Below are 21,049 nucleotides of genomic sequence, written 5' to 3'. Positions count from 1 at the left end.
TTGGGTTTGAAGAACATAGAGGTGGCGGCAAGGCTGGTTCATGAAACTAGCCTTGTTCTTACGTCTGGAGTTATACGAATAATAAAGGTCAGTCAGCTCATTGGAGCACATACTATAAAGTGTATAAGGGTGATTTCATGGATGCAGCGACCCCCGTCGTTGAGTTGAAGAAAATTACAAAACGATTCCCAGGCATCGTTGCCAACGACTCTATCAGCATCAAGCTGCATAAGGGAGAAATTCATGCCCTTTTGGGTGAGAATGGCGCGGGTAAATCTACGCTTATGAATATTCTTTTCGGACTGTATCAGCCAGAAGAAGGGACGATTGAAATCGGTGGTAAGCCAGTACAGATTGATAGCCCCAACAAGGCGATTGATCTGGGGATCGGCATGGTGCATCAGCATTTTAAGCTCGTACAGCCGTTTACCGTTACCGAAAATATTGTCCTGGGCTCGGAGCCTCGTAAGGGTCTGAAAATCAATTATAAAAAGGCTGCCGCCGAAGTACAGCGGTTGTCTGAGCAATACGGGCTTCAAGTGAATCCGAATGCCAAAATTGAGGATATATCCGTTGGTATGCAGCAACGTGTGGAGATTATCAAAACCCTCTATCGCGGTGCAGATATTCTCATTTTCGATGAGCCTACCGCGGTGTTAACACCACAAGAAATCACTGAGCTGCTGGACATTATGAAGCGCTTGGTTGCTGAGGGTAAATCCATCATTCTGATCACGCATAAGCTCAAAGAAATTATGCAAATTGCAGATACGGTTACCATTATTCGTCGAGGTCAGGTTATTGACACGGTCAAAACGTCAGCAACTACACCGAATGAACTGGCGGAGAAAATGGTAGGTCGTCGTGTGTCCTTTAAAGTGGACAAGCAGCCTGCACAGCCAGGAAAGACTGTACTCGAAATGAACCATGTGGTCTCTAAAAACAAGGATGGCATTAGTGTTCTGAATGAGTTGAACCTGAAGGTTAAGGCGGGTGAGATTCTGGGGATTGCTGGTGTAGATGGCAATGGTCAGAGTGAGCTGATTGAAGCCTTGACAGGCTTGCGCAAGGTCGATGGTGGAAGCATTCAATTGCTTGGACAAGAGATTACAAATCAGCCGCCGCGCAAAATTTCCGAGGCAGGTGTTTCACATATACCGGAGGACCGCCATAAACATGGGCTGGTGCTCGATTTTTCCATGAGTGAAAATATGGTGCTGGAGACGTATTATCAAGCACCTTACAGTAAAAATGGCTTTTTGAATAAAGAGGCTATCGATAAACAGGCAAAAAGTCTTATCGAGAAGTTCGATGTAAGAACACCAGATATTCATACAAAGGCAAGAGCGTTGTCTGGGGGAAATCAGCAAAAGGCGATCATTGCGCGTGAAATTGATAAAAACCCGGATCTTCTTATTGCAGCGCAGCCTACACGCGGTCTGGATGTCGGGGCCATTGAGTTTGTCCAGAAACAGCTGATTGCTCAGCGGGATCAAGGTAAAGCGGTCCTTCTTATTTCTTTTGAGCTGGACGAGATTATGAATGTATCCGACCGCATTGCTGTCATCTATGAGGGCAAAATTGTCGGAGAAGTGTTGCCGGAAGAAACGAATGACCAGGAATTGGGACTTATGATGGCAGGAAGTGCAGTGAAGAAAGGAGCAGAGAATGGCTAACCTATTGAAAATATTTACGAAAGACTCCTTTGTACTGGCACTGGTCTCTATTATTTTGGGTCTGCTTCTGGGTGCTGTCGTGATGCTGATAGGCGGGTATGATCCGATTGTGGCCTATTCCGCATTGTTTAGCCGTGTATACGGAGATTCATACAACTTTGGCGAGGCTATCCGTGAAATGACCCCTCTGATTCTGACGGGCTTGGCATTTGCTTTTGCGGCTCGAGCTGGCTTATTTAATATCGGTGGCGAAGGTCAGTTTCTGGTAGGTATGACGGCTGCTTCCATCGTGGGCATCAAGCTGCATGGACTGCCTGCCATAATTCATGCTCCGCTGGCTGTCATTGCAGGGGCTGTTTTCGGCGGCCTGTGGGCTGCGATTGCGGGCTATTTGAAGGCCAAGCGGGGCGTAAATGAAGTCATTACCTGCATTATGATGAACTGGGTTGGCCTGTATTTGGCCAACCTGGTGATTAACCAGTTTGCATTATTGGAAGGTGAAAATCGTTCGGTGGACATTCAGCCTTCCGCTTCCATCTCCATCGAATGGCTGTCGCAGATGATGGGAAATGCCCGGGTTCATTGGGGTACAGTCATTGCGCTGCTGGCAGCGGTATTTTTCTATATTTTCATGTGGAAAACAAAACAGGGCTACGAGCTTCGGGCTGTCGGATTTAATCAGGATGCATCCCGTTATGCTGGTATGAATGTAAATCGCAATATCGTAAAAGCGATGTTTATTAGTGGTGTTTTTGCGGGCTTGGCGGGTGCATTTGAAGTGCTGGGGGTATTCCATTACCAATCCGTCATGGCCGGATCACCGGGAACCGGCTTTGACGGTATCGCCGTGGCTCTGATCGGGATGAATAATCCATTCGGTGTGTTACTGGGCTCTGTTTTGTTCGGAACGCTTACGTATGGTTCGGCAGGGATGAGCTTTAGCGCGGATGTACCGCCCGAAATTATCCGGGTGGTCATTGGCTCGATTATTTTCTTCATTGCGGCCCAAGGAATTGTGCGCTGGGTTGTGAAGCCGCTCTACTCCAAGCGGAAGAAAGAGAAGGTGTTGTAAAATGAGTTGGTTAACACTTGGTGAATTAATCCATACAACGCTCGTTTTTGCGACGGCGATTATATTTGCGTCTCTCGGCGGAGTTTTTTCAGAAAAATCCGGTGTAACGAACCTCGGTTTGGAAGGACTAATGGTATTTGGGGCGTTTGCGGCTGGTGTCGGCGGATTTTATGCTGAGCAAGCGGGACTGGGAGGCACCTCTGCAGCTTGGGTAGGCGTGCTGTCGGCTGCGGTGTTCGGTATTCTGGTATCGTTGATTCATGCTGTAGCCTCGATTACGTTTAAAGCAGATCAAGTCATAAGCGGGATTGTCATTAACTTTCTGGCGGCAGGTAGTACGCTATACATGGTCAAGCTTTTATTTGAAGGTGATGGTGACACCGGTCGTATTCAAGGTTTTAACGAAATATCCATTCCTTACCTTGTGGATATTCCAATTGCAGGGAAAGCCTTTTTTCAGGCATATCCAACGACGTACCTGGCTATTTTATTGGTTATTATTGGATATTTCACCTTGTATAAAACTCCATTTGGCTTGCGTTTGCGTTCGGTTGGGGAGCATCCGGGTGCAGCGGATACCGTAGGTATCAAGGTTAATCGCCTTCGTTATATCGGTGTCATGATTAGTGGTGCGTTGGCAGGCATAGGTGGAGCTACGATCACCCTGACTACAACCAATATGTTCTCGCATAATACAGTTTCCGGTCAGGGATATATTGCTATTGCCGCTATGATTTTCGGCAAATGGAATCCGCTCGGTGCTTTTGGCGCAGCCGTATTTTTCGGCTTTTCACAAGCGATTCGCAACTATGTACAGTTGTTTGCATGGTCGCAAAGTATTCCCCAGGAAATTATTTTTATGCTGCCGTATCTCTTGACGATTATTGTACTGGTAGCAGCTGTAGGCCGGTCACGAGCTCCGGCTGCTTTGGGTCAGCTTTATGATCCTAGCAAGCGTTAAGAAGTCATCAACAGCTGTCAGTTTTATGTTTTAAAACTGTAATTGACACCTCAAAAATCTGGTATCTGCATCTCAGGTACTAGATTTTTTTAGGTTGTGCAGGCATTTAAACATACGCTTCTGGTATGAAGAGAATAGAATGTGCTATGCAGATTGGACGGACGCTCGGCCCCTGTCAGCTCCAGTCTATTTTGTGGTAGTGGTGAGCTATCAAGGAGCCGTTCAATCTGTCCATTCGTTGAGAAAGAAGGAGGAAATACGATGAAACAGGCAGTAACCAGAAAGCAGGTGGAGAAGCTTGTTGGCAAAGTCATCTTCGCTACTCGCAAGGATGGTTCCCAGGTCAGCGGCAAGCTGATCCGCATTTCGGGCAACCGACTGGTTCTCCAACCAAACCGCAAGAAAAAAGTAAACACGAAGGCGATTATTCCCCTGGTGCTGTTTGACTTGCTTGCCATCGGCACGGCTCCTTATGCCTACGGCGGATATAATGGCTACGGACCAGGCTATGGATACGACCCTCAGCCTGCCCCTTATACCAATGGGGGGTATCCTGGGGGAGGTTCTCCGTATTACCCCAATTTATTTTAGGATAACAAGATCAGCATCCCAAGGAGTCGGCTTTTCACAGTGATTTTTCAAGTTCGTGGCATCGGCTCAGGGCTACGTAGCGCAATATTTGATATTGGTGGCGCAGATAAAAATGGATTCCCCGGATATTGTCTTCGTCTACCATGACTTTGACCCGCTTGCAGCGTCGTATTCGCCCGTAGTGCTCAGCATATTCCAGCAATTTTTTTCCGTAGCGCTTACCTTGATGAGCCGAAGAAATTGCGATCAAATCAATGTATAACAGTTCCCCGTGCAGCATAACATGAATGAAGCCAACAACCTGTGCATGATCCGGCCTGCAAGCCACAAAAGTGATGCCCCGGTTTAAGCGCCGGGGTAATTCTTTACGTATTTGCTCCATTTCCTGGGCGCTTAAATGTGATAGGGGGACAAGCTCTTGCTCGATCAGACGAAAGATCACCGTATCATCCTGAGCGATGCGTTTGCGAATCATAAACGGGCCTCCTTTTCTACCCAGTTAACAAGACAAGACGTGGTTTTGGAGGTGTGCACCCGTCTTACCGTGTGGTCTTTTTATCATATGCGGGCATCGGTTGCATGCGTGCGACTTTGAGGTGCTTCAAAAGATAAACATAAATTTTTATGAAATCTGGGTATTGACTATCCCAGATGGGGGACATATAATGTGTCTAAACATTTGAAAGAATGACATGAACACAACGGCAATGAAGAGGACGAAGTGATTAGGGCTCTTTTGTTCAGAGAGTGAGGCATTAGCTGCAAGCTTCACCAAAATCCCTTTTTAACGAGCTCACCTCGGAGCTGTTTTCCTGAAAAGTATTTGGGCCCAATGAATTTTAGCGGTGCACCGATTCACCTATTAGGGAAAATCGTACGGTCTACGTTACAGACGCCAGATATGGAAATCCTTTGTGATTTCTGTACCTGCCAAGGTTCGATATTGTGAGATATCGGGCAAACACGGGTGGTACCACGGAAGCTACAGCCTTTCGTCCCTCAGTAACAGCAAGTCTGTTCTAGGGATGAAAGGTTTTTTTGTTTTCACAAATGTTAGCTGTATGTAAATTTTGTAAAGGAGGATGACCAATGAGTGCACAAATTCCTGAAGTTCGGTCAACCGATGAATTACGTCAAAAGTGGATGGAACCTGAAGTGATTACAGGTTCGGAAATTTTGCTCCGTAGCCTGTTGCTGGAGGGAGTAGATTGTGTCTTCGGATATCCTGGTGGTGCAGTGCTTTATATTTACGATGCCATGTATGGCTTTAAGGATTTCAAGCATGTTCTCACCCGGCACGAGCAAGGAGCAATTCATGCGGCAGATGGTTATGCACGGGCAAGCGGTAAAGTTGGGGTCTGTATCGCAACATCCGGACCTGGTGCGACAAACCTAGTAACGGGTATTGCGACGGCTTATATGGATTCGGTGCCGTTGGTGGTCATCACGGGTAATGTAGTATCCTCCCTGATCGGCACGGATGCTTTCCAGGAAGCTGATATCACGGGAATTACAATGCCGATTACGAAGCACAGCTATCTGGTAAGAGACGTAGAGGAACTGCCGCGGATCATTCATGAGGCATTTCATATTGCCAACACAGGCCGCAAGGGGCCGGTGCTGATTGATATCCCGAAGGATATTTCGGCAGCCCAAACGCTGTTTGTTCCACAAACGGGACCTGTGACTATGCGGGGCTATAGCCCGACAGTGCTGCCTAACAAGATTCAACTAGACAAGCTGACTCAGGCTATATCAGAGGCAGAACGCCCGTTCATTCTAGCCGGTGGCGGGGTTATATACTCCGGTGGACATGAGGCACTTTACGAGTTTGTTCGTAAAACGGAAATTCCTATTACGACAACATTGTTGGGACTGGGAGCTTTCCCAAGTGGACACGAGCTATGGACGGGAATGCCGGGTATGCACGGAACGTACACCTCCAATCAGGCTATTCAACAGTCGGATCTGCTGATCTGCATCGGTGCTCGTTTTGATGATCGGGTGACAGGCAAGCTGGATGGATTTGCTCCACAAGCCAAAATCGTCCACATTGATATCGATCCTGCTGAAATTGGCAAAAATGTAGCGACCGACATTCCAATCGTAGGTGATGTGAAGGCAGTACTGGAATTGCTGAACCAGGATGTGAAACGTGCGGACCTGGCAGATGCATGGAGAGCACAAATTCAGCGATGGAAGAACGAGAAGCCTTATTCTTATAAGGATTCCGATACAGTGCTTAAGCCACAATGGGTTATTGAACTGCTGGATGAAACGACCAAGGGCGGCGCAATCGTTACGACGGATGTGGGCCAGCATCAAATGTGGGCAGCGCAGTATTACAAATTCAATCAGCCGCGCTCATGGGTGACATCTGGTGGACTGGGGACGATGGGCTTTGGTTTTCCTTCAGCGATTGGCGCTCAGATGGCCAATCCCGACCGATTGGTAATCTCGATTAACGGAGACGGCGGTATGCAAATGTGTTCGCAGGAGCTAGCCATCTGCGCGATCAACAATATCCCGGTCAAAATCGTAATCATTAACAATCAGGTGCTTGGAATGGTTCGCCAATGGCAGGAATTGATCTATAACAACCGGTATAGTCACATTGATCTGGCTGGAAGCCCGGATTTTGTGAAACTAGCTGAAGCATACGGTGTAAAAGGTTTGCGTGCTACGAATAAGGAAGAGGCACGTCGGGCTTGGCAGGAGGCGCTTGATACACCCGGACCGGTCGTTGTCGAGTTTGTAGTCAGCAGAGAAGAGAATGTATATCCGATGGTGACGCAAGGTTCGACAATTGATCAAATGCTGATGGGGGACGAGTAAAATGACGACTAAAAATACCATTGCTGTACTGGTAAATGATCATCCCGGCGTTTTGCAGCGTGTGTCCGGTCTGTTCGGTCGCCGTGGCTTTAACATTGAGAGTATAACCGTCGGTCAATCGGAAGAAGTCGGATTATCCCGTATGGTCATCGTAACTGTGGGAGATGAGAACAACCTGGAGCAGATTGAAAAGCAGCTTTATAAGCTGGTTGATGTGATCAAGGTCATCGATCTTAGCTCCAAGCCGATGGTTGCTCGTGAATTGGCGATGATCAAGGTAAAGGCGGAGCCACCTCAGCGGCCGGAAATCATGGGTGTGGTGGAAACATTCAGAGCAGCTGTCATTGATGTTGGAACGACGAGCTTGATCGTTCAGGTCATTGGCGATACTGAAAAAATAGACGCCATGATTGAGTTGCTGAAGCCTTACGGTATTCGCGAGTTGACCCGAACCGGCGTTACAGCTATGGTACGCGGCAATGCTTAATACGGAGCTTTAACGGATTACCGCTTATAGCGCATTACATCAATAAAGAACCGCCCGCATAAGAGCGGGGGCTCGAAGAGATTTTGGATACTGTTTGCGAGGCAAAATCTCTTGGAGTACCCGCTCATTATGAAGGGTCCAATTAAAAGGAGGAAATTAACCATGGCAGTTACAACGTACTACGAAAAAGATGCAGAACTTAGCGTATTGAAAGGAAAAACAGTTGCCGTTATCGGTTACGGTAGCCAAGGACATGCTCAAGCACAAAACCTGCGTGACAGTGGTGTGAGTGTTGTTATTGGTTTGCGTGAAGGCAAATCAGCCGATGTCGCAAGAAACGACGGTTTTGAAGTTCTGAACGTAGCTGATGCAACAAGCCGTGCAGATGTGGTTCAAATTTTGTTGCCGGATGAAACACAAGCTTCTGTTTACAAAAATGAAATTGAACCTAACCTGAAAAAAGGCGCAGCTCTTTTGTTCTCCCATGGTTTTAATGTTCATTTCGGACAAATCGTAGCTCCTAAAGATAGTGATGTATTGCTGGTTGCTCCAAAATCCCCAGGGCATATGGTACGTCGTACCTATGTAGAAGGTTTTGGTGTACCGGGTCTGATCGCAATTGAGCAGGACGCAACGGGTCAAGCCAAAGAAATCGGTCTTGCCTACGCAAAAGGCATCGGTTGTACACGTGCGGGCGTGATCGAAACCTCCTTCCGTGAAGAAACGGAAACGGATCTGTTCGGTGAGCAGGCAGTCTTGTGTGGCGGCGTGAGCGCACTCGTAAAAGCAGGCTTCGAAACATTAACTGAAGCAGGATATGCTCCTGAGATGGCTTACTTCGAATGCTTGCATGAGCTTAAGCTGATTGTTGACCTGATGTATGAAGGCGGATTGGCAACGATGCGCGATTCCATCAGTAATACAGCAGAATATGGTGATTATGTAACTGGACCACGTGTGGTAACAGAAGATACGAAGAAAGCGATGAAGGAAGTATTGACTGATATTCAGCAAGGTAAATTTGCTCGTGACTTTATCCTTGAAAATCAATCCGGACGCGCGTTCCTGACGGCTACTCGTCGTAACGAAGCTAATCATCCGATTGAAGTGGTGGGCGGACAATTGCGTGAAATGATGCATTGGATCAAAAAGTAAGCTCTTTTTGTACTCTGTGTTCAACAATATGATTCATTCATAAAGCTTATCTTACAATGCGGCCCTGCTTATTGCATGAGCCGCATTGTAAATTTAAAGGTCCTAATCCTGAGGGAGGTGTATTACGTTGCGCAAAATATATATATTTGACACAACGTTGAGAGACGGGGAACAATCACCGGGCGTGAACTTGAATACCCGTGAGAAAGTAGAGATCGCCCATCAGTTGGAAAAACTGGGGATTGACCGTATGGAAGCAGGATTCCCGGCTGCTTCACCGGGGGATTTGGCCGCTGTTAATGCGGTTGCCAAGGCTGTCAAAAATTCAACAGTCATCGGGCTTTCACGTGCAAGGGAGCAGGATATTGATGCGGTTCGCGAGGCGCTCAAAGGAGCACAGGACCCATGTATCCATATCTTTTTGGCAACCTCGCCGATTCACCGTCAGCATAAGCTGCGGATGGAGAAAGCACAGGTATTGGAGACTGCCCGTTCAGCCATTCGCTATGGATTGAAATATTTGCCCAAAGTGGAATTTTCTTTGGAGGATGCAGGTCGTACAGAGCTTGATTTTGTAGTCGAAATGGTCACCATGGCTGTACAGGAGGGCGCGTCTGTCGTCAATATCCCAGATACGGTGGGTTACTTGACACCTTATGAATACGGTAACATTTTCAAGCATATCAAGGAAAATGTAGTTGATGTAGATAAGATTCAACTGAGTGCGCATTGTCACAACGATTTGGGCATGGCTACCGCTAATACACTGGCTGCAATCCTGAACGGGGCGGATCAGATTGAGGGAACCATTAACGGCATTGGCGAACGCGCCGGAAATACAGCTATTGAGGAGATTGCGATGGCGCTGGAAACGAGACAGGAATTTTTTCAGGCCAAAACATCTTTGCAATTGTCGGAAATTTCCCGTACGAGCCGTCTGGTCAGCCGTTTGACAGGGATGGTGGTGCCGGGGAACAAGGCAATTGTTGGTGCGAATGCTTTTGCACATGAATCAGGTATTCATCAGGATGGCATGCTGAAGGAAAAAACCACCTATGAAATCATGACGCCGGAAAGTATCGGGCTGAAGGAAAGCAAGCTGGTTCTGGGCAAGCATTCCGGACGTCACGCCTTCCGCGAGCGTTTGATCGAGCTGGGCTACGAATTGAGTGAAGAAGAGCTGAACCGAGCTTTCGGGCAGTTCAAGGATTTGGCTGACAAGAAGAAGGAAGTATCAGATGATGACATTCTGGCATTGCTGGAAGAAAAACTGGCAGATACACCTGAGGTCTTCACGCTGAAAACGATGTTCGTAACCTTCGGTAATGAGACTACGCCTTCTGCCAAAGTGAGTCTGGTTAACGAAGAAGGTCAGGTTATTGAGACGGAGGCTGAAGGGAACGGTTCTGTCGATGCGATTTACAATGCGATTGATGAAGCCAGCGGCGAGAGCGTTGTACTGTCGGATTACTCCATCAAGTCTGTTACCCATGGTAAGGATGCTCTGGGTGAAGTGCACGTGGTGCTGACGCAAAATGGGCTGTCAGTGCAGGGGCGTGGCGTAAGCACCGATATTCTGGAAGCAAGTGCCCGAGCTTACGTGGATGCACTGAACGGTTTGATCGACAAGCGTAAAAACTACAGCAATCGCGTAGATTATAATTCCTAATTGGGCATTTTGCATAAATCCCCAAAGCGATTTCAATTCAGCAATATATAGCTCGAAACGGTTTGGTTCATCTATATATTGTACTTTCGAGCATTGCAAATCAAATGATACAAAATGCTGACAGGATCGGGTATTTCCGGTCCTGTTTTGTTGTTTCCAATGAAAAATCCATCTTATAGGCTGAGCCTATTGAATTGATAGATTCTATATCTTAGTCAAAGCCTGCTGTATATGTTACAAAGAAAGTATGAAAAATACGCCCGTAGGGCTGTATAACAAGAGGAGTGTACGTGATGGCAGACGTGAAAAAGATTGCGGTAATAGCTGGTGATGGAATCGGACCGGAAGTGGTCGCTGAAGCGGAGAAAATTTTGAAGCGTACGGAAGAAGTGTTTGGTCTTTCGTTTGAAACAGAGCATGCACTGTTTGGCGGAGTCGCTATTGATAAAAAGGGAACGCCATTGCCGGAAGAAACACTGGCTATATGTCAATCTGCAGATGCCGTTTTGTTGGGGGCGGTAGGTGGGCCTCAATGGGACAACAATCCCAAGGAACTTCGTCCTGAAACCGGTCTGCTGGGTATTCGCAAAGAGCTCGGCCTGTTTTCGAATCTTCGTCCCGCTGTCGTCTTCGATTGTCTTAAGGATGCTTCTACACTGAAACCAGAAGTGTTGGAAGGAACGGATCTGATCGTCGTGCGTGAGCTGACGGGCGGCATCTACTTCGGTGAGAAGTTCAGACGTGAGAGTGCTCAGGGTGAGGAGGCAGTTGATACCTGTGCATATAATGTAACGGAAGTTGAGCGGATTGTTCGCCAATCTTTCGAGATTGCACAAAAACGCCGCAAAAAGCTCGCATCGGTAGACAAGGCTAACGTACTGGAAACTTCCCGTTTATGGCGGGAAGTAGTTAACCGGGTCGCTGTAGACTATCCGGATGTAGAGCTGGAGCATGTATTGGTGGATAACTGTGCGATGCAATTGCTGCGTCGTCCATCCAGCTTTGACGTCATCGTGACGGAAAATATGTTTGGTGACATTCTAAGTGATGAAGCGGCTATGCTGACAGGGTCTATCGGTATGCTGTCCTCTGCATCACTCGGAGAAGGCAGTTTTGGTCTGTACGAGCCAGTGCACGGTTCGGCACCGGACATTGCAGGTCAAGGATTGGCAAATCCGATTGCAACGATTTTGTCCGTTGCTTTGATGTTCCGCCTCACCTTCGGGTATGAGAAAGCAGCTGACGCTATTGAGAAAGCGGTGGCTGAGGTACTGGATGCAGGACATCGTACAGCGGATATTGCGGTGGATAAATCTCAAGCCATCTCGACCACTCAAATGGGTGATCTGATCGCAGCAGCTATCCGCTAAAGGCTCCAAAACGCACCTGTTCTGAAAAAAAGCTTCCTATTATATAGTAAGATCATACAATGAATTATATCGAAGGCTTTTACAATCCATGTTGGGTACAGCGGCTCCTGAGTAATCAGGGGCTGCTTGTGTATCAGTAAGTGTAAGATTCTCAAAGTGTGTATAAATCGTGAATTTTTTATCCAGTTTAAAATAATTATAAAAAAGTAATGGTTACAATATTGACTTTGAATTGTGCGAATGATAACATTTATCAAGTAAGTTGTTTAATACAATACAGATGATTGAGAAGAACACAAACGGTGTTTTTCTTACATATTTTAAAGGAGGATTTCATGTTATGGCAGAAAGATTGGTAGGAAGACCTGCACCTGATTTTGCATTGGAAACCGTGAGTGGGGACGGTCAAGAATTTGGTTCGGTGAAGCTTTCCGATTACCGTGGCAAATGGCTCGTATTTTTCTTCTATCCACTGGATTTCACTTTTGTGTGCCCAACGGAAATTACAGCATTGAGCGATGCTGCTGACCAATTCAAAGAGCTGGATACTGAAATTCTGGGTATCAGTGTAGACTCTGTACACAGTCACAAAGCATGGATTAATACAGCTAAAGAAAACAATGGTCTGGGTAAACTGAACTTCCCGTTGGCCTCTGACATCACCAAAAAAACAGCAAGCGATTATGGCGTTCTGATCGAAGAAGAAGGCATTGCTTTGCGCGGCTTGTTCATCATTGATCCAGAAGGCGAATTAAAATATCAAGTGGTTAACCACAACGATGTGGGTCGCAGTGTGGAAGAAACATTGCGTGTACTGCAAGCTCTGCAATCCGGTGGCTTGTGCCCAATGAACTGGAAACCAGGCGACAAAAACCTGTAATATCAGATTCACAAATTTATATTCAACAAGTGAGCCCCCAAAACGGTTTTTTTGCCGATATTGGGGGCTTGCTTGCCTGTGTTATGTAGTACAAATATTAGAGTAAGTTTGTTTGTATGGAGTAGTACAGAGTGAGTAACAAATAATTATGGAAATGTTGTTGTGTTCTGGAGGAATTTTGGTAGACGAAAGCGAATAAGGTAGTGTAGAAGATAACAAGGCGCAGAACAGGTTTTGTTCAGAGGAGGCTGAGCCCAGATGAGTTATTGCTGTGGAGCAAGCATGGTAGGAACCAAGGGAACGCTGAAGCATTATCGTACCCAAGTCCATAATGTTCCTTTGCTGTTTTGCCCGGTATGTCGTCGCATTGAAGTTCATTATAAAGTCGAAAATGAATATGAAATTTTGGCTGAATATGCACATGGAGATGGGGCAAGCGAGATTGATTTTCAGGATTATGTCATGGAAGATGATGATACGATATTTGAAAACTGTGTAAATCGTGAGAGTGAAGATGCCTTTGAAATTGTGAAGCGTCAAATTGACATGTCTCTTGATTTATTGATGGTAGCCAAACAGATGAATGATGAAAAATGGCAGGGAGAGCTTAAGAGAAGACTGGCTGTAATGAGCCAAAGAAGATCCCGGCTTCAACATAATAAGAGCGGCAGTTGACTTCCTACACACCAAAGAAGCTCTCAATTCTCGAGAGCTTCTTTGGTGTGTAGGGTGCATATTCCTAACTTATTCTTTCGTTTTGGTAATGTTGCGCAGATATTATGACGAAAGAAAACAGGATAAAAGTATGGATTCGACACTTTTTCCGATTGACTCGAATCCTTGATCTTGTCTATCATGAAATAAGACTCAAATTGGAAAGAGTTGGTCGGAATTTTGTGAATCTGTTTTCTACACCATTGAAGGGTAGTCGATAGATTGTCTTTCTCTTCTTCAAGAATGTTACGCGTCCGATACGGCCAGTTTATCATTCCGAAACAAGGGGGAAGCCTGGCATGATCAGTGAATTCCAAGAAGCCTTGCTTGATACCGTGGGAGCTTGTCCTCCCACACAGATCGCCAATAACAAGTATGAAAATGTGCTGGAGAACCTGGATAGTGGTATCATGCTGTTTGACAGTGACGGGGTACTGAGCTTTATTAACGTGCAAATGGCGAAATTGCTGGAATTACCACGTAGTTTGCTGACGGGTCGCAACCTGATGCAGATCTTGCATCTTCCTGAGTTAAGTCGGTTTAAGAAGAAGAAAATCATGCGGATCTATAAAGAAACTATCTTTCATAGAAAGCGCTATCATGAGTTGATTGATGAGTATGGTCGGCATTGGTTGATGACAGTGACCTACGGGGATCAGATGGATGGCGATTTTTTGTTTAGCGTCAAAGATGTGTCGGATTACAAGCAGATTGAGCAAACGGCATACCAAAATGACAAACTGGCGATGCTGGGACGAATCTCTGCTTCCATAGCCCATGAAATCCGTAATCCGCTTACTGCCATCCGGGGTTTTATTCAATTGCTTCGACCTCATTTGATGGAGTTGGGCAGGGATGAGTATGCCCGCATTATTTTAACCGAAATTGATCGTGCGAACGACATTATTTACGAATTTTTGAATTCGTCCAAGCCTTCGGCTCCGCAAAAAACGGCTGTATCTGTGATGGGATTGCTGAAAGAGGTTGTGATGCTGACAGAAAGCGAGGCATTGATGAAGGGCTGCCAGATCGCACTGGATGAAAATGACGAGCTCATGAAGGTTTCCATTGATGTAAAGCAGATTAAGCAGGTTATTCTCAACATGATTAAAAATGCGATGGATGCCATTGAAGGCATCGGCGGGGAACGAGAGGGATGTATTGATATCCATACAGTGCTTGAGGGCTCCTATGTCCACATTTGTATTGAAGACAACGGATTGGGTATGGATCACAATACATTGTCGCGTTTATTCGATCCTTTCTTTACAACAAAAGAAAGTGGAACAGGTCTTGGATTGGCTGTGAGCTATCGAATTATCAAAAATCATGGAGGCTTTATTCATGTAGACAGCAAGCATGGAATGGGGACACAATTTAAAATCACGCTTCCTGTGGTTTAAAAATGCACAGTTTTTCGCAAAGGAATGCTGTGTGCAATCTCTTTTGCGTTGTGCAGCGTTGGAGCATAGGTATCACTTAGTTGAAAAAGGTCGGTTGGAGCGCATGATCTGAAGAGATCATGCGCTTTTTTGAGGCTGTAAGCTCTTTTTTTTGCGTGAATGCGAAAATGAATTCGTGAATATAAGACTAAAAAAAGATTCACCTTTCACCGATTAAATGCTATTATATACCAGAATACAACATTATTTTTGAGACTATAGACTTAAACAACGGCTTCCAAAGCTGTCAAACGTCTTAGAGATCGGAATCTCCGATATGCAGGGGGCTGAAGAGGCTGGATGAGTATACGACTGGAAGTAAAGAAAACGGTAGGTATCGGCGTTGCTGCGATAGGTTTGTTTGTCTTGGTTCAGTTATTTCATGTAACTTTGAATAAGTTATACTCTCATAATGTTTTTTTCTTGGTATATCCGGTTATAGGATTTGCCTGCGCTGCGATTTGTTTTTCTATTTTTTATCAGTCCTGGTCCGTTCTGCTAGAGCAGTTATCCTTGCAGAGACTTTTTATTGCGCCGACATTTCTAGTGGTTGGTCTGCTTTACCTTGTTCATATCGTTTCGGTTAGTTTCCTAAGCCTGACCGACTTTGCTTTGTCTTCGAGTATTTCGTTATGGCTTTTGTTTGTGAATCGAGCTTTTACTGCTGCTATGTTCTTAATCATTTGTTTGCTCCCCTATAGAAAAATGAAGCCTGGATACAAGACTGTTGCTTTGTGGGTAGGTATAGGCTGTACTTTGCTCATCCTGGGGGTTATTAAGGTTTATGGTGCAAGATTACCGGATCTTCGTATAAGACATGAAGCGGACGCTCTCGGATGGATCTTGAATCTGGCTATCATATTTCTGCTCGTGTCTACTATTGTCTTCGGGGTGCGAAGATATCGTGAATTTCACCCGGAGGAACATGGCATGCTGCTTATTATTCGCGGGACTGGGCTTTGTGTTGTGAGTCAGCTGTTCTATATGTCTTCTGAGCGAATGAGTGATGTTAATCACCTTATGGGGTTTTTAAGCAATACGATGGCGTTTTATATTCTACTGAGCGGTTTGGTCCGGCAAATGGTTCTCGTTCCCTACCGGGAAAAGCAGGCTGCAGAATCTGAATTTAATTTGATTGCCTATACTGACGATATAACAGGACTTCCTAACCGTCGCCGGCTGTCCCAACGTCTGGATAAAATGCTGCGTGATTCATTGAAGCCTGATGAGACAGTAGCGCTTTTAGTGCTGAATATAGATCGTTTCAAAACGATTAATGATTCGCTTGGACATATGGCAGGCAACTATCTGCTGTATGCGGTAGGCGAACGTCTGGGGCATTTTAGCCATGAGGGGGAAGAGGTCTTCAGCATGGGTGGAGATGAATTTGCATTTCTTCTAACAGGGTACGAAGATATGGGGGCCATGAGAAATCGGATTGATGATATGGTGAAGCTGTTCGATCAGCCTTTTCCTATTAATGGAGAGTCTTATCATGTAATGGTGAGCGTAGGTATAGCTTTGTACCCATTAGATGCGGATCAGAGCGAGCAACTCATTCAGAATGCGGATACTGCTGTTCATAGTGCCAAGGAGCAAGGAGTGAATTTTCAGCGGTATACCAGTGTGATGCAGATGCGGGCGCATGAAAGACTCCAATTGGAAAATGATCTGCGGCGCGCGCTTGAAAATGAAGAATTTTCATTGGTGTATCAACCGCGTATTCACCTGCAAAGCGGTGAGTTAACCAGTTTAGAGGCACTAGTCCGTTGGAATCATCCCCAGCGTGGGATGGTGATGCCGGGAGATTTTATTTCGGTAGCCGAAGAAAGCGGTCTGATCGTGCCGCTGGGAGAGTGGGTGCTACGGGAGGCATGTCTGCAAAACAAGCGCTGGCAGGAGGCCGGGTATCAACCGATTCCGATATCGGTCAATTTATCCATGCGCCAATTTCAGCAAAAAAAACTGGTGGATGTCATTCAGGGTATTTTGGCCTATACAGAATTGGAACCATGCTATCTGGAGCTGGAGATTACCGAGAGTATGACCTTTGACAAGGATCGGGCCTTTGAACAGTTGAAAAAAATAAAGGCGATCGGGGTTGCAATCAGTATCGATGATTTTGGTACAGGCTACAGCTCGTTGCATTATTTGAAAAACCTTCCGATTGATCGTCTTAAAATTGATCGTTCCTTTGTAAATGAGGTACTGGTCGACAGCAAAAATGCGGCCATCGTATCTACCATTGCTTCCATGGCTCATCATTTGAAACTGAAGGTTACGGCAGAAGGCGTAGAAAATGAAGAACAGCTTCATTTTTTGCAGGCCCAGGAATGTCATGAAGGGCAGGGGTATTACTTTAGTCGTCCTATTCCGGCAGAAGCTTTTGAAAAATTATTTTTACGCGAGCCTATGAATTGGCTGTCTCAGGATAGTATGTAGTTTACTTGCATTTTGCAAACGGGTGAGTTATACTATATAACATCCTGATTCAGCTGTTTGACAATAGCTTGAGCGTGTCTACATTAGAATTGAGATATTTTAAAATGCGGGTGTAGTTCAATGGTAGAACTTCAGCCTTCCAAGCTGATAGCGTGGGTTCGATTCCCATCACCCGCTTTCTGCTTTAAGATTACTAGAAACCCTTGTGAAGCAAGGGTTTTTTATTTTGTTTGTAATTAGATGGACACATTTTAGCTAGGGGTCATTGGGCATCCTGGCTTTTTTTGCGTTCTTATGAACTATTTTACAGTGTTATACAAATAAAAATCCAAATATTTCGCATATATGCTATAAATAAACAGATAGAAAGAACTATTTACCATTTTCAAAAAAATAAATATAATAACATTAATGGAATATAATATAAAAAAGGATGGTGTGACTGTAATGAGGAAAATTTCTTATCTTTTTTTAGCCTTAACGTTTGTGCTTTTTACCTTTCCGGTAAGCTCTACGTTCGCTGCTGCTGACTTTCCGAATACGTCAACGAACGGATTGACTGGCTTTGCCGGACAGGCTAAAAATGAAAATGGGGCTTCCAAGCCCAGTACAACCGGGGGCAAGAATGGACAGGTTGTCTTTATCAACAATCTAAACGATTTGAAAAAACAGTTAGGGGATTCCACTCCAAAAATTTTGGTGATTGAAAGGAATATTTCAGCTTCATCTAAAACCGTCGTCAATATTGGCTCCAACAAATCGCTTATTGGGTCTTACGCTCAAAACAAGCTGGTAAATATCCACTTGAAAACAACCGCTAATTCAGGAAATGTAATTTTTCAAAACTTAACTTTTGAGCACAGTGCGAATATTAACGGTAACGATGACATTCAATTATATCTTACTGCCGGGACCAACTATTGGATTGATCACGTTACCTTTTCGGGTCACAATTATAATCCGAATGGTTCAGATTTGGACAAGCTTTTGTATGTAGGACAATCGGCTGATTATGTAACCATCAGTAATTCAAAGTTTGCTAATCATAAATATGGTCTCATTCTGGGTTATCCTGATGACGGTAATAAAAATTATGATGGTATGCCCCATATTACAATTGCCAATAATTATTTTGAAAACTTGCTTGTCCGTGGCCCAGGGCTTATGAGATATGGATATTTCCATGTTAAAAATAACTATATTAATAACTTCCAACTGGCTTACACGATAGCTACGAATGCAAGAATTTATTCCGAGTACAACTACTTTGGCAAAGGTAGTGAAAAGGGTGGTATTCTTGACGATAAAGCCAATGGCGAGTTTAAAGACGTGGGGAGTTTTCCTGCCATCAAAAACCAGAAATCGCGTGTAACCAGCTGGAATCCCGGCAAGAACTATAGCTATCAGGTTCAAACTCCTGAATATACCAAAGAGTTTGTAACTAAATATGCCGGTTCGTCTAATACAACCTTGGTATTTGGAAAATAATCCGGACTTTATTTGCAAATGCGATTGGATCTGTTATACTGACTGCATGCAAGTATCCCATGAAAAGGAAGGTAACCATACGTCCGATGAAGTAAGCACACTGATTTTCCCATTCAACTGCACAGTTACTGGCAGGCGGCTGCAAGCTGCAACGGGGAGAAGTGTGTCTGAAATGAGAGTTGGGACGTATACGTTTATTCCGGAACGGGAGTCGTTTAATTCGTTCATGGTTTTATTTGAGTATAAGCGTATGTTCTGAAACAATTCATAGCAGTCATTCTGAATTCCTAGTATGCAAGCCGCAGCCCTCTGCGGCTTTTTTTATTGCTTCCGGTGTGGAAACCGGACTGGGAAAGGATGATGGTGGTATGAAAACCATTTTGCGTGTTCGCAATGTAATAAAGGAATGGAACGGAACCTCTTTGTTTGAGCATGTGTCGATGGATGTGACAGAAGGAGAACGGCTCGCGCTGTTTGGAAGAAATGGAGCAGGTAAAACGACGCTATTACGAATATTACTGGGAGATGAAGCGCCAACCTCTGGTCAAGTAGAGCATGATTTGCCGCTGGAAGAGCGGGGCTGGCTAAAGCAGCAGGATACAGTGAATTTGTCTCGAACCGCACTGGAGGCCGCACAACAGGCTAGCCCTCAGCACTGGCGTCTCAAGCAAGCGTTGGGACAGCTGGAAGCTGAGCTGGCCGATGCTGGGAAGGATACAGAGGTTCATCTGGAGCGTTATGGTGAGCTGATGGATGAATACGAACGCCTGCAAGGCTTTGCCTGGGAGTCTGAGGTCGAAAAGGCGCTAACCCGAATGGGAATGCCTGCGGAGACGTGGTCTATTGCCTATGGTGACCTGAGTGGCGGGCAAAAGACGAGAGTGCGGTTGGCCGGGCTGATGGTCAGTCAACCGAAGCTGCTGGTGCTGGATGAGCCGACCAACCATTTAGATGCCGAAAGCTTGCTTTGGCTGGAGCAGTGGCTGTCCACGTATCATGGAACGCTGCTGTTTGTATCGCATGACAGAGCCTTTCTGGATCGGGTGGCTACGAGCATAGTTGAGCTGACATCCACGGGTATTGAGCGCTATAAAGGCGGCTATAAGGAGTATAAGGCGCAAAAGGAGCGGGAACTGCGAGAGCAGGAAGCCAGCTATCGGAAGCAGGAGTTGGCGAGACAGGCGCTGGAGGAAACGATTCGAAATTACAATGAGTGGTTTAATCGAGCACATCGTGCTGCCTCCAGGGTTGAGATGGCCGTTACGCAAAGCTTTTATAAGGCCAAGGCTAATAAGAATATTTCCCGTTATCATGCGAAGGAGAAGGAACTGGAGCGGTTGGAAGCCAATCGTGTAGATAAGCCGCGTGAAGCTCCGTCTCTGCATATGAAATTAAGTGATAGCGGGTTTCAGGCTAAATATTCGCTGCGTGCTGAGCAGGTTGACTTTAGCTACGGCGACCGTGTCATCGTGAAGGAGCTTAATCTGAACGTGGCACGCGGGGAGCGTCTGGCAGTTCGGGGACCTAATGGAATTGGCAAGTCCACGCTGCTTCGGTTATTAACAGGTCAGTTGGAGCCGCAGACTGGAAAAATTACAGCTAATCCACAGTTGAAGATCGGATATTTCTCACAGGAGCTGGAGCAGCTTCCGGAGGATCAAACATTGCTGGACAGCCTGCTTTCCCTCCCGACAATGACACAGACAGAGGCGAGAACGGTGCTGGGCTGCTTTCTTTTTGCCAGAGAGGACGTGTTCAAAAGGATTGGGATGCTCAGTATGGGGGAGAAATGCAGGGTAGCCTTTCTACGCTTGTACTTTAGTGGAGCCAATCTGCTGGTGCTGGATGAGCCGACAAATTACTTTGATATTGAAACCCGTGAGATTGTCGAGGATTCTTTGCGCAGCTATGACGGGGCGCTGGTGCTTGTCTCGCATGACCGGGAGCTGGTGCGGCGCACGGCAACCCGATTGCTCGATCTGAAGCCGGGAGGCGGATATGAGATCTATGAGGGAACAGCCGACGAAAAGCAAGAAGACGAGCAAAGCCGTCAACGGGAGCCGGAGGATCAGGAGCAGCGAGAGGAGCGTCTGCGATTACAGCTGCGTCTTACGGAGCTGATGGGAATGACGGGGATGATGGATGAGCATGATGAGCATCTGAGCGAAATCAGACGCATTCGTGCCAAGCTGGATCAGCTGGATTTTCCTGGTATCCACAAGAATGAAGTGTAGGCCCTGCTTGCCAAAGCGCGGTAGTTTGCATAT

General features: G+C 45.8%; 16 protein-coding genes and 1 tRNA gene. 16 read left to right on the top strand and 1 reads right to left on the bottom strand.

Features of this window, described 5'->3' with window-relative positions; all coding sequences use genetic code 11:
* The first annotated feature begins 137 nt into the window (after positions 1-137).
* From KQI_RS0123065 to KQI_RS0123050, 4 genes are all read left to right on the top strand, one after another.
* Positions 138-1,676 (top strand): ABC transporter ATP-binding protein, encoded by a 1,539-nt coding sequence (locus KQI_RS0123065; protein WP_029390300.1) that lies wholly within the window; start codon positions 138-140, stop codon positions 1,674-1,676.
* Positions 1,669-2,748, top strand: a complete 1,080-nt coding sequence (locus KQI_RS0123060; protein WP_010349246.1) for an ABC transporter permease — start codon at positions 1,669-1,671, stop codon at positions 2,746-2,748. Before KQI_RS0123065 ends, KQI_RS0123060 begins: the two co-directional genes overlap by 8 nt.
* 1 nt (position 2,749) lies before the next feature.
* Positions 2,750-3,709, top strand: coding sequence for an ABC transporter permease (locus tag KQI_RS0123055; RefSeq protein ID WP_010349245.1), 960 nt, complete (start codon positions 2,750-2,752; stop codon positions 3,707-3,709).
* A 261-nt stretch (positions 3,710-3,970) separates the two neighbouring features.
* Entirely contained in the window at positions 3,971-4,300 is a 330-nt protein-coding gene (locus KQI_RS0123050; RefSeq protein ID WP_010349244.1) for a hypothetical protein, read from the top strand.
* 34 nt (positions 4,301-4,334) lie between these two features.
* Here KQI_RS0123050 and KQI_RS0123045 read toward each other — a convergent pair whose 3' ends face one another.
* Complete coding sequence (locus KQI_RS0123045) at positions 4,335-4,775, bottom strand: GNAT family N-acetyltransferase (protein WP_010349243.1); 441 nt, start codon at positions 4,773-4,775, stop codon at positions 4,335-4,337.
* A gap of 614 nt (positions 4,776-5,389) precedes the next feature.
* Between KQI_RS0123045 and ilvB the strand changes: the two genes are divergently transcribed.
* The 12 genes from ilvB (at position 5,390) to abc-f (ending at position 21,016) form a co-directional block, all read left to right on the top strand.
* The gene (ilvB, locus tag KQI_RS0123040) at positions 5,390-7,135 is read left to right on the top strand and encodes a biosynthetic-type acetolactate synthase large subunit (RefSeq protein ID WP_010349242.1); all 1,746 of its coding nucleotides are present in this window, start codon (positions 5,390-5,392) and stop codon (positions 7,133-7,135) included.
* 1 nt (position 7,136) lies between these two features.
* Positions 7,137-7,622, top strand: a complete 486-nt coding sequence (ilvN, locus tag KQI_RS0123035; RefSeq protein ID WP_007429525.1) for an acetolactate synthase small subunit — start codon at positions 7,137-7,139, stop codon at positions 7,620-7,622.
* 162 nt (positions 7,623-7,784) lie between these two features.
* A complete protein-coding gene (gene ilvC, locus KQI_RS0123030) occupies positions 7,785-8,777 on the top strand; it encodes a ketol-acid reductoisomerase (RefSeq protein ID WP_010349241.1) in 993 nt (330 codons plus the stop codon).
* A 127-nt stretch (positions 8,778-8,904) separates the two neighbouring features.
* Positions 8,905-10,446: a 2-isopropylmalate synthase gene (locus tag KQI_RS0123025; protein WP_007429527.1), complete on the top strand. Its 1,542-nt coding sequence runs from the start codon at positions 8,905-8,907 to the stop codon at positions 10,444-10,446.
* A gap of 293 nt (positions 10,447-10,739) precedes the next feature.
* Complete coding sequence (leuB, locus tag KQI_RS0123020; RefSeq protein WP_010349240.1) at positions 10,740-11,816, top strand: 3-isopropylmalate dehydrogenase; 1,077 nt, start codon at positions 10,740-10,742, stop codon at positions 11,814-11,816.
* Positions 11,817-12,156: 340 nt separating this feature from the next.
* Positions 12,157-12,696, top strand: coding sequence for a peroxiredoxin (locus KQI_RS0123015; protein WP_007429529.1), 540 nt, complete (start codon positions 12,157-12,159; stop codon positions 12,694-12,696).
* Between the two features lie 258 nt (positions 12,697-12,954).
* Complete coding sequence (locus tag KQI_RS0123010) at positions 12,955-13,371, top strand: hypothetical protein (protein WP_007429530.1); 417 nt, start codon at positions 12,955-12,957, stop codon at positions 13,369-13,371.
* A 338-nt stretch (positions 13,372-13,709) separates the two neighbouring features.
* A complete protein-coding gene (locus KQI_RS0123005; protein WP_010349239.1) occupies positions 13,710-14,813 on the top strand; it encodes an ATP-binding protein in 1,104 nt (367 codons plus the stop codon).
* Between the two features lie 339 nt (positions 14,814-15,152).
* Complete coding sequence (locus KQI_RS0123000) at positions 15,153-17,294, top strand: bifunctional diguanylate cyclase/phosphodiesterase (protein ID WP_010349238.1); 2,142 nt, start codon at positions 15,153-15,155, stop codon at positions 17,292-17,294.
* Between the two features lie 106 nt (positions 17,295-17,400).
* Positions 17,401-17,471 (top strand) — tRNA-Gly (locus KQI_RS0122995).
* Positions 17,472-17,741: 270 nt separating this feature from the next.
* The gene (locus KQI_RS0122990; RefSeq protein WP_010349237.1) at positions 17,742-18,782 is read left to right on the top strand and encodes a polysaccharide lyase family 1 protein; all 1,041 of its coding nucleotides are present in this window, start codon (positions 17,742-17,744) and stop codon (positions 18,780-18,782) included.
* Between the two features lie 368 nt (positions 18,783-19,150).
* A complete protein-coding gene (gene abc-f, locus KQI_RS0122985) occupies positions 19,151-21,016 on the top strand; it encodes a ribosomal protection-like ABC-F family protein (protein WP_029390299.1) in 1,866 nt (621 codons plus the stop codon).
* Positions 21,017-21,049: the final 33 nt, after the last annotated feature.

It is taken from the genome of Paenibacillus peoriae KCTC 3763, from assembly GCF_000236805.1.
Classification (GTDB): domain Bacteria; phylum Bacillota; class Bacilli; order Paenibacillales; family Paenibacillaceae; genus Paenibacillus; species Paenibacillus peoriae.
Note: the sequence above shows the minus strand (reverse complement) of the source record. Positions and strands in the feature narration are given on the sequence as shown.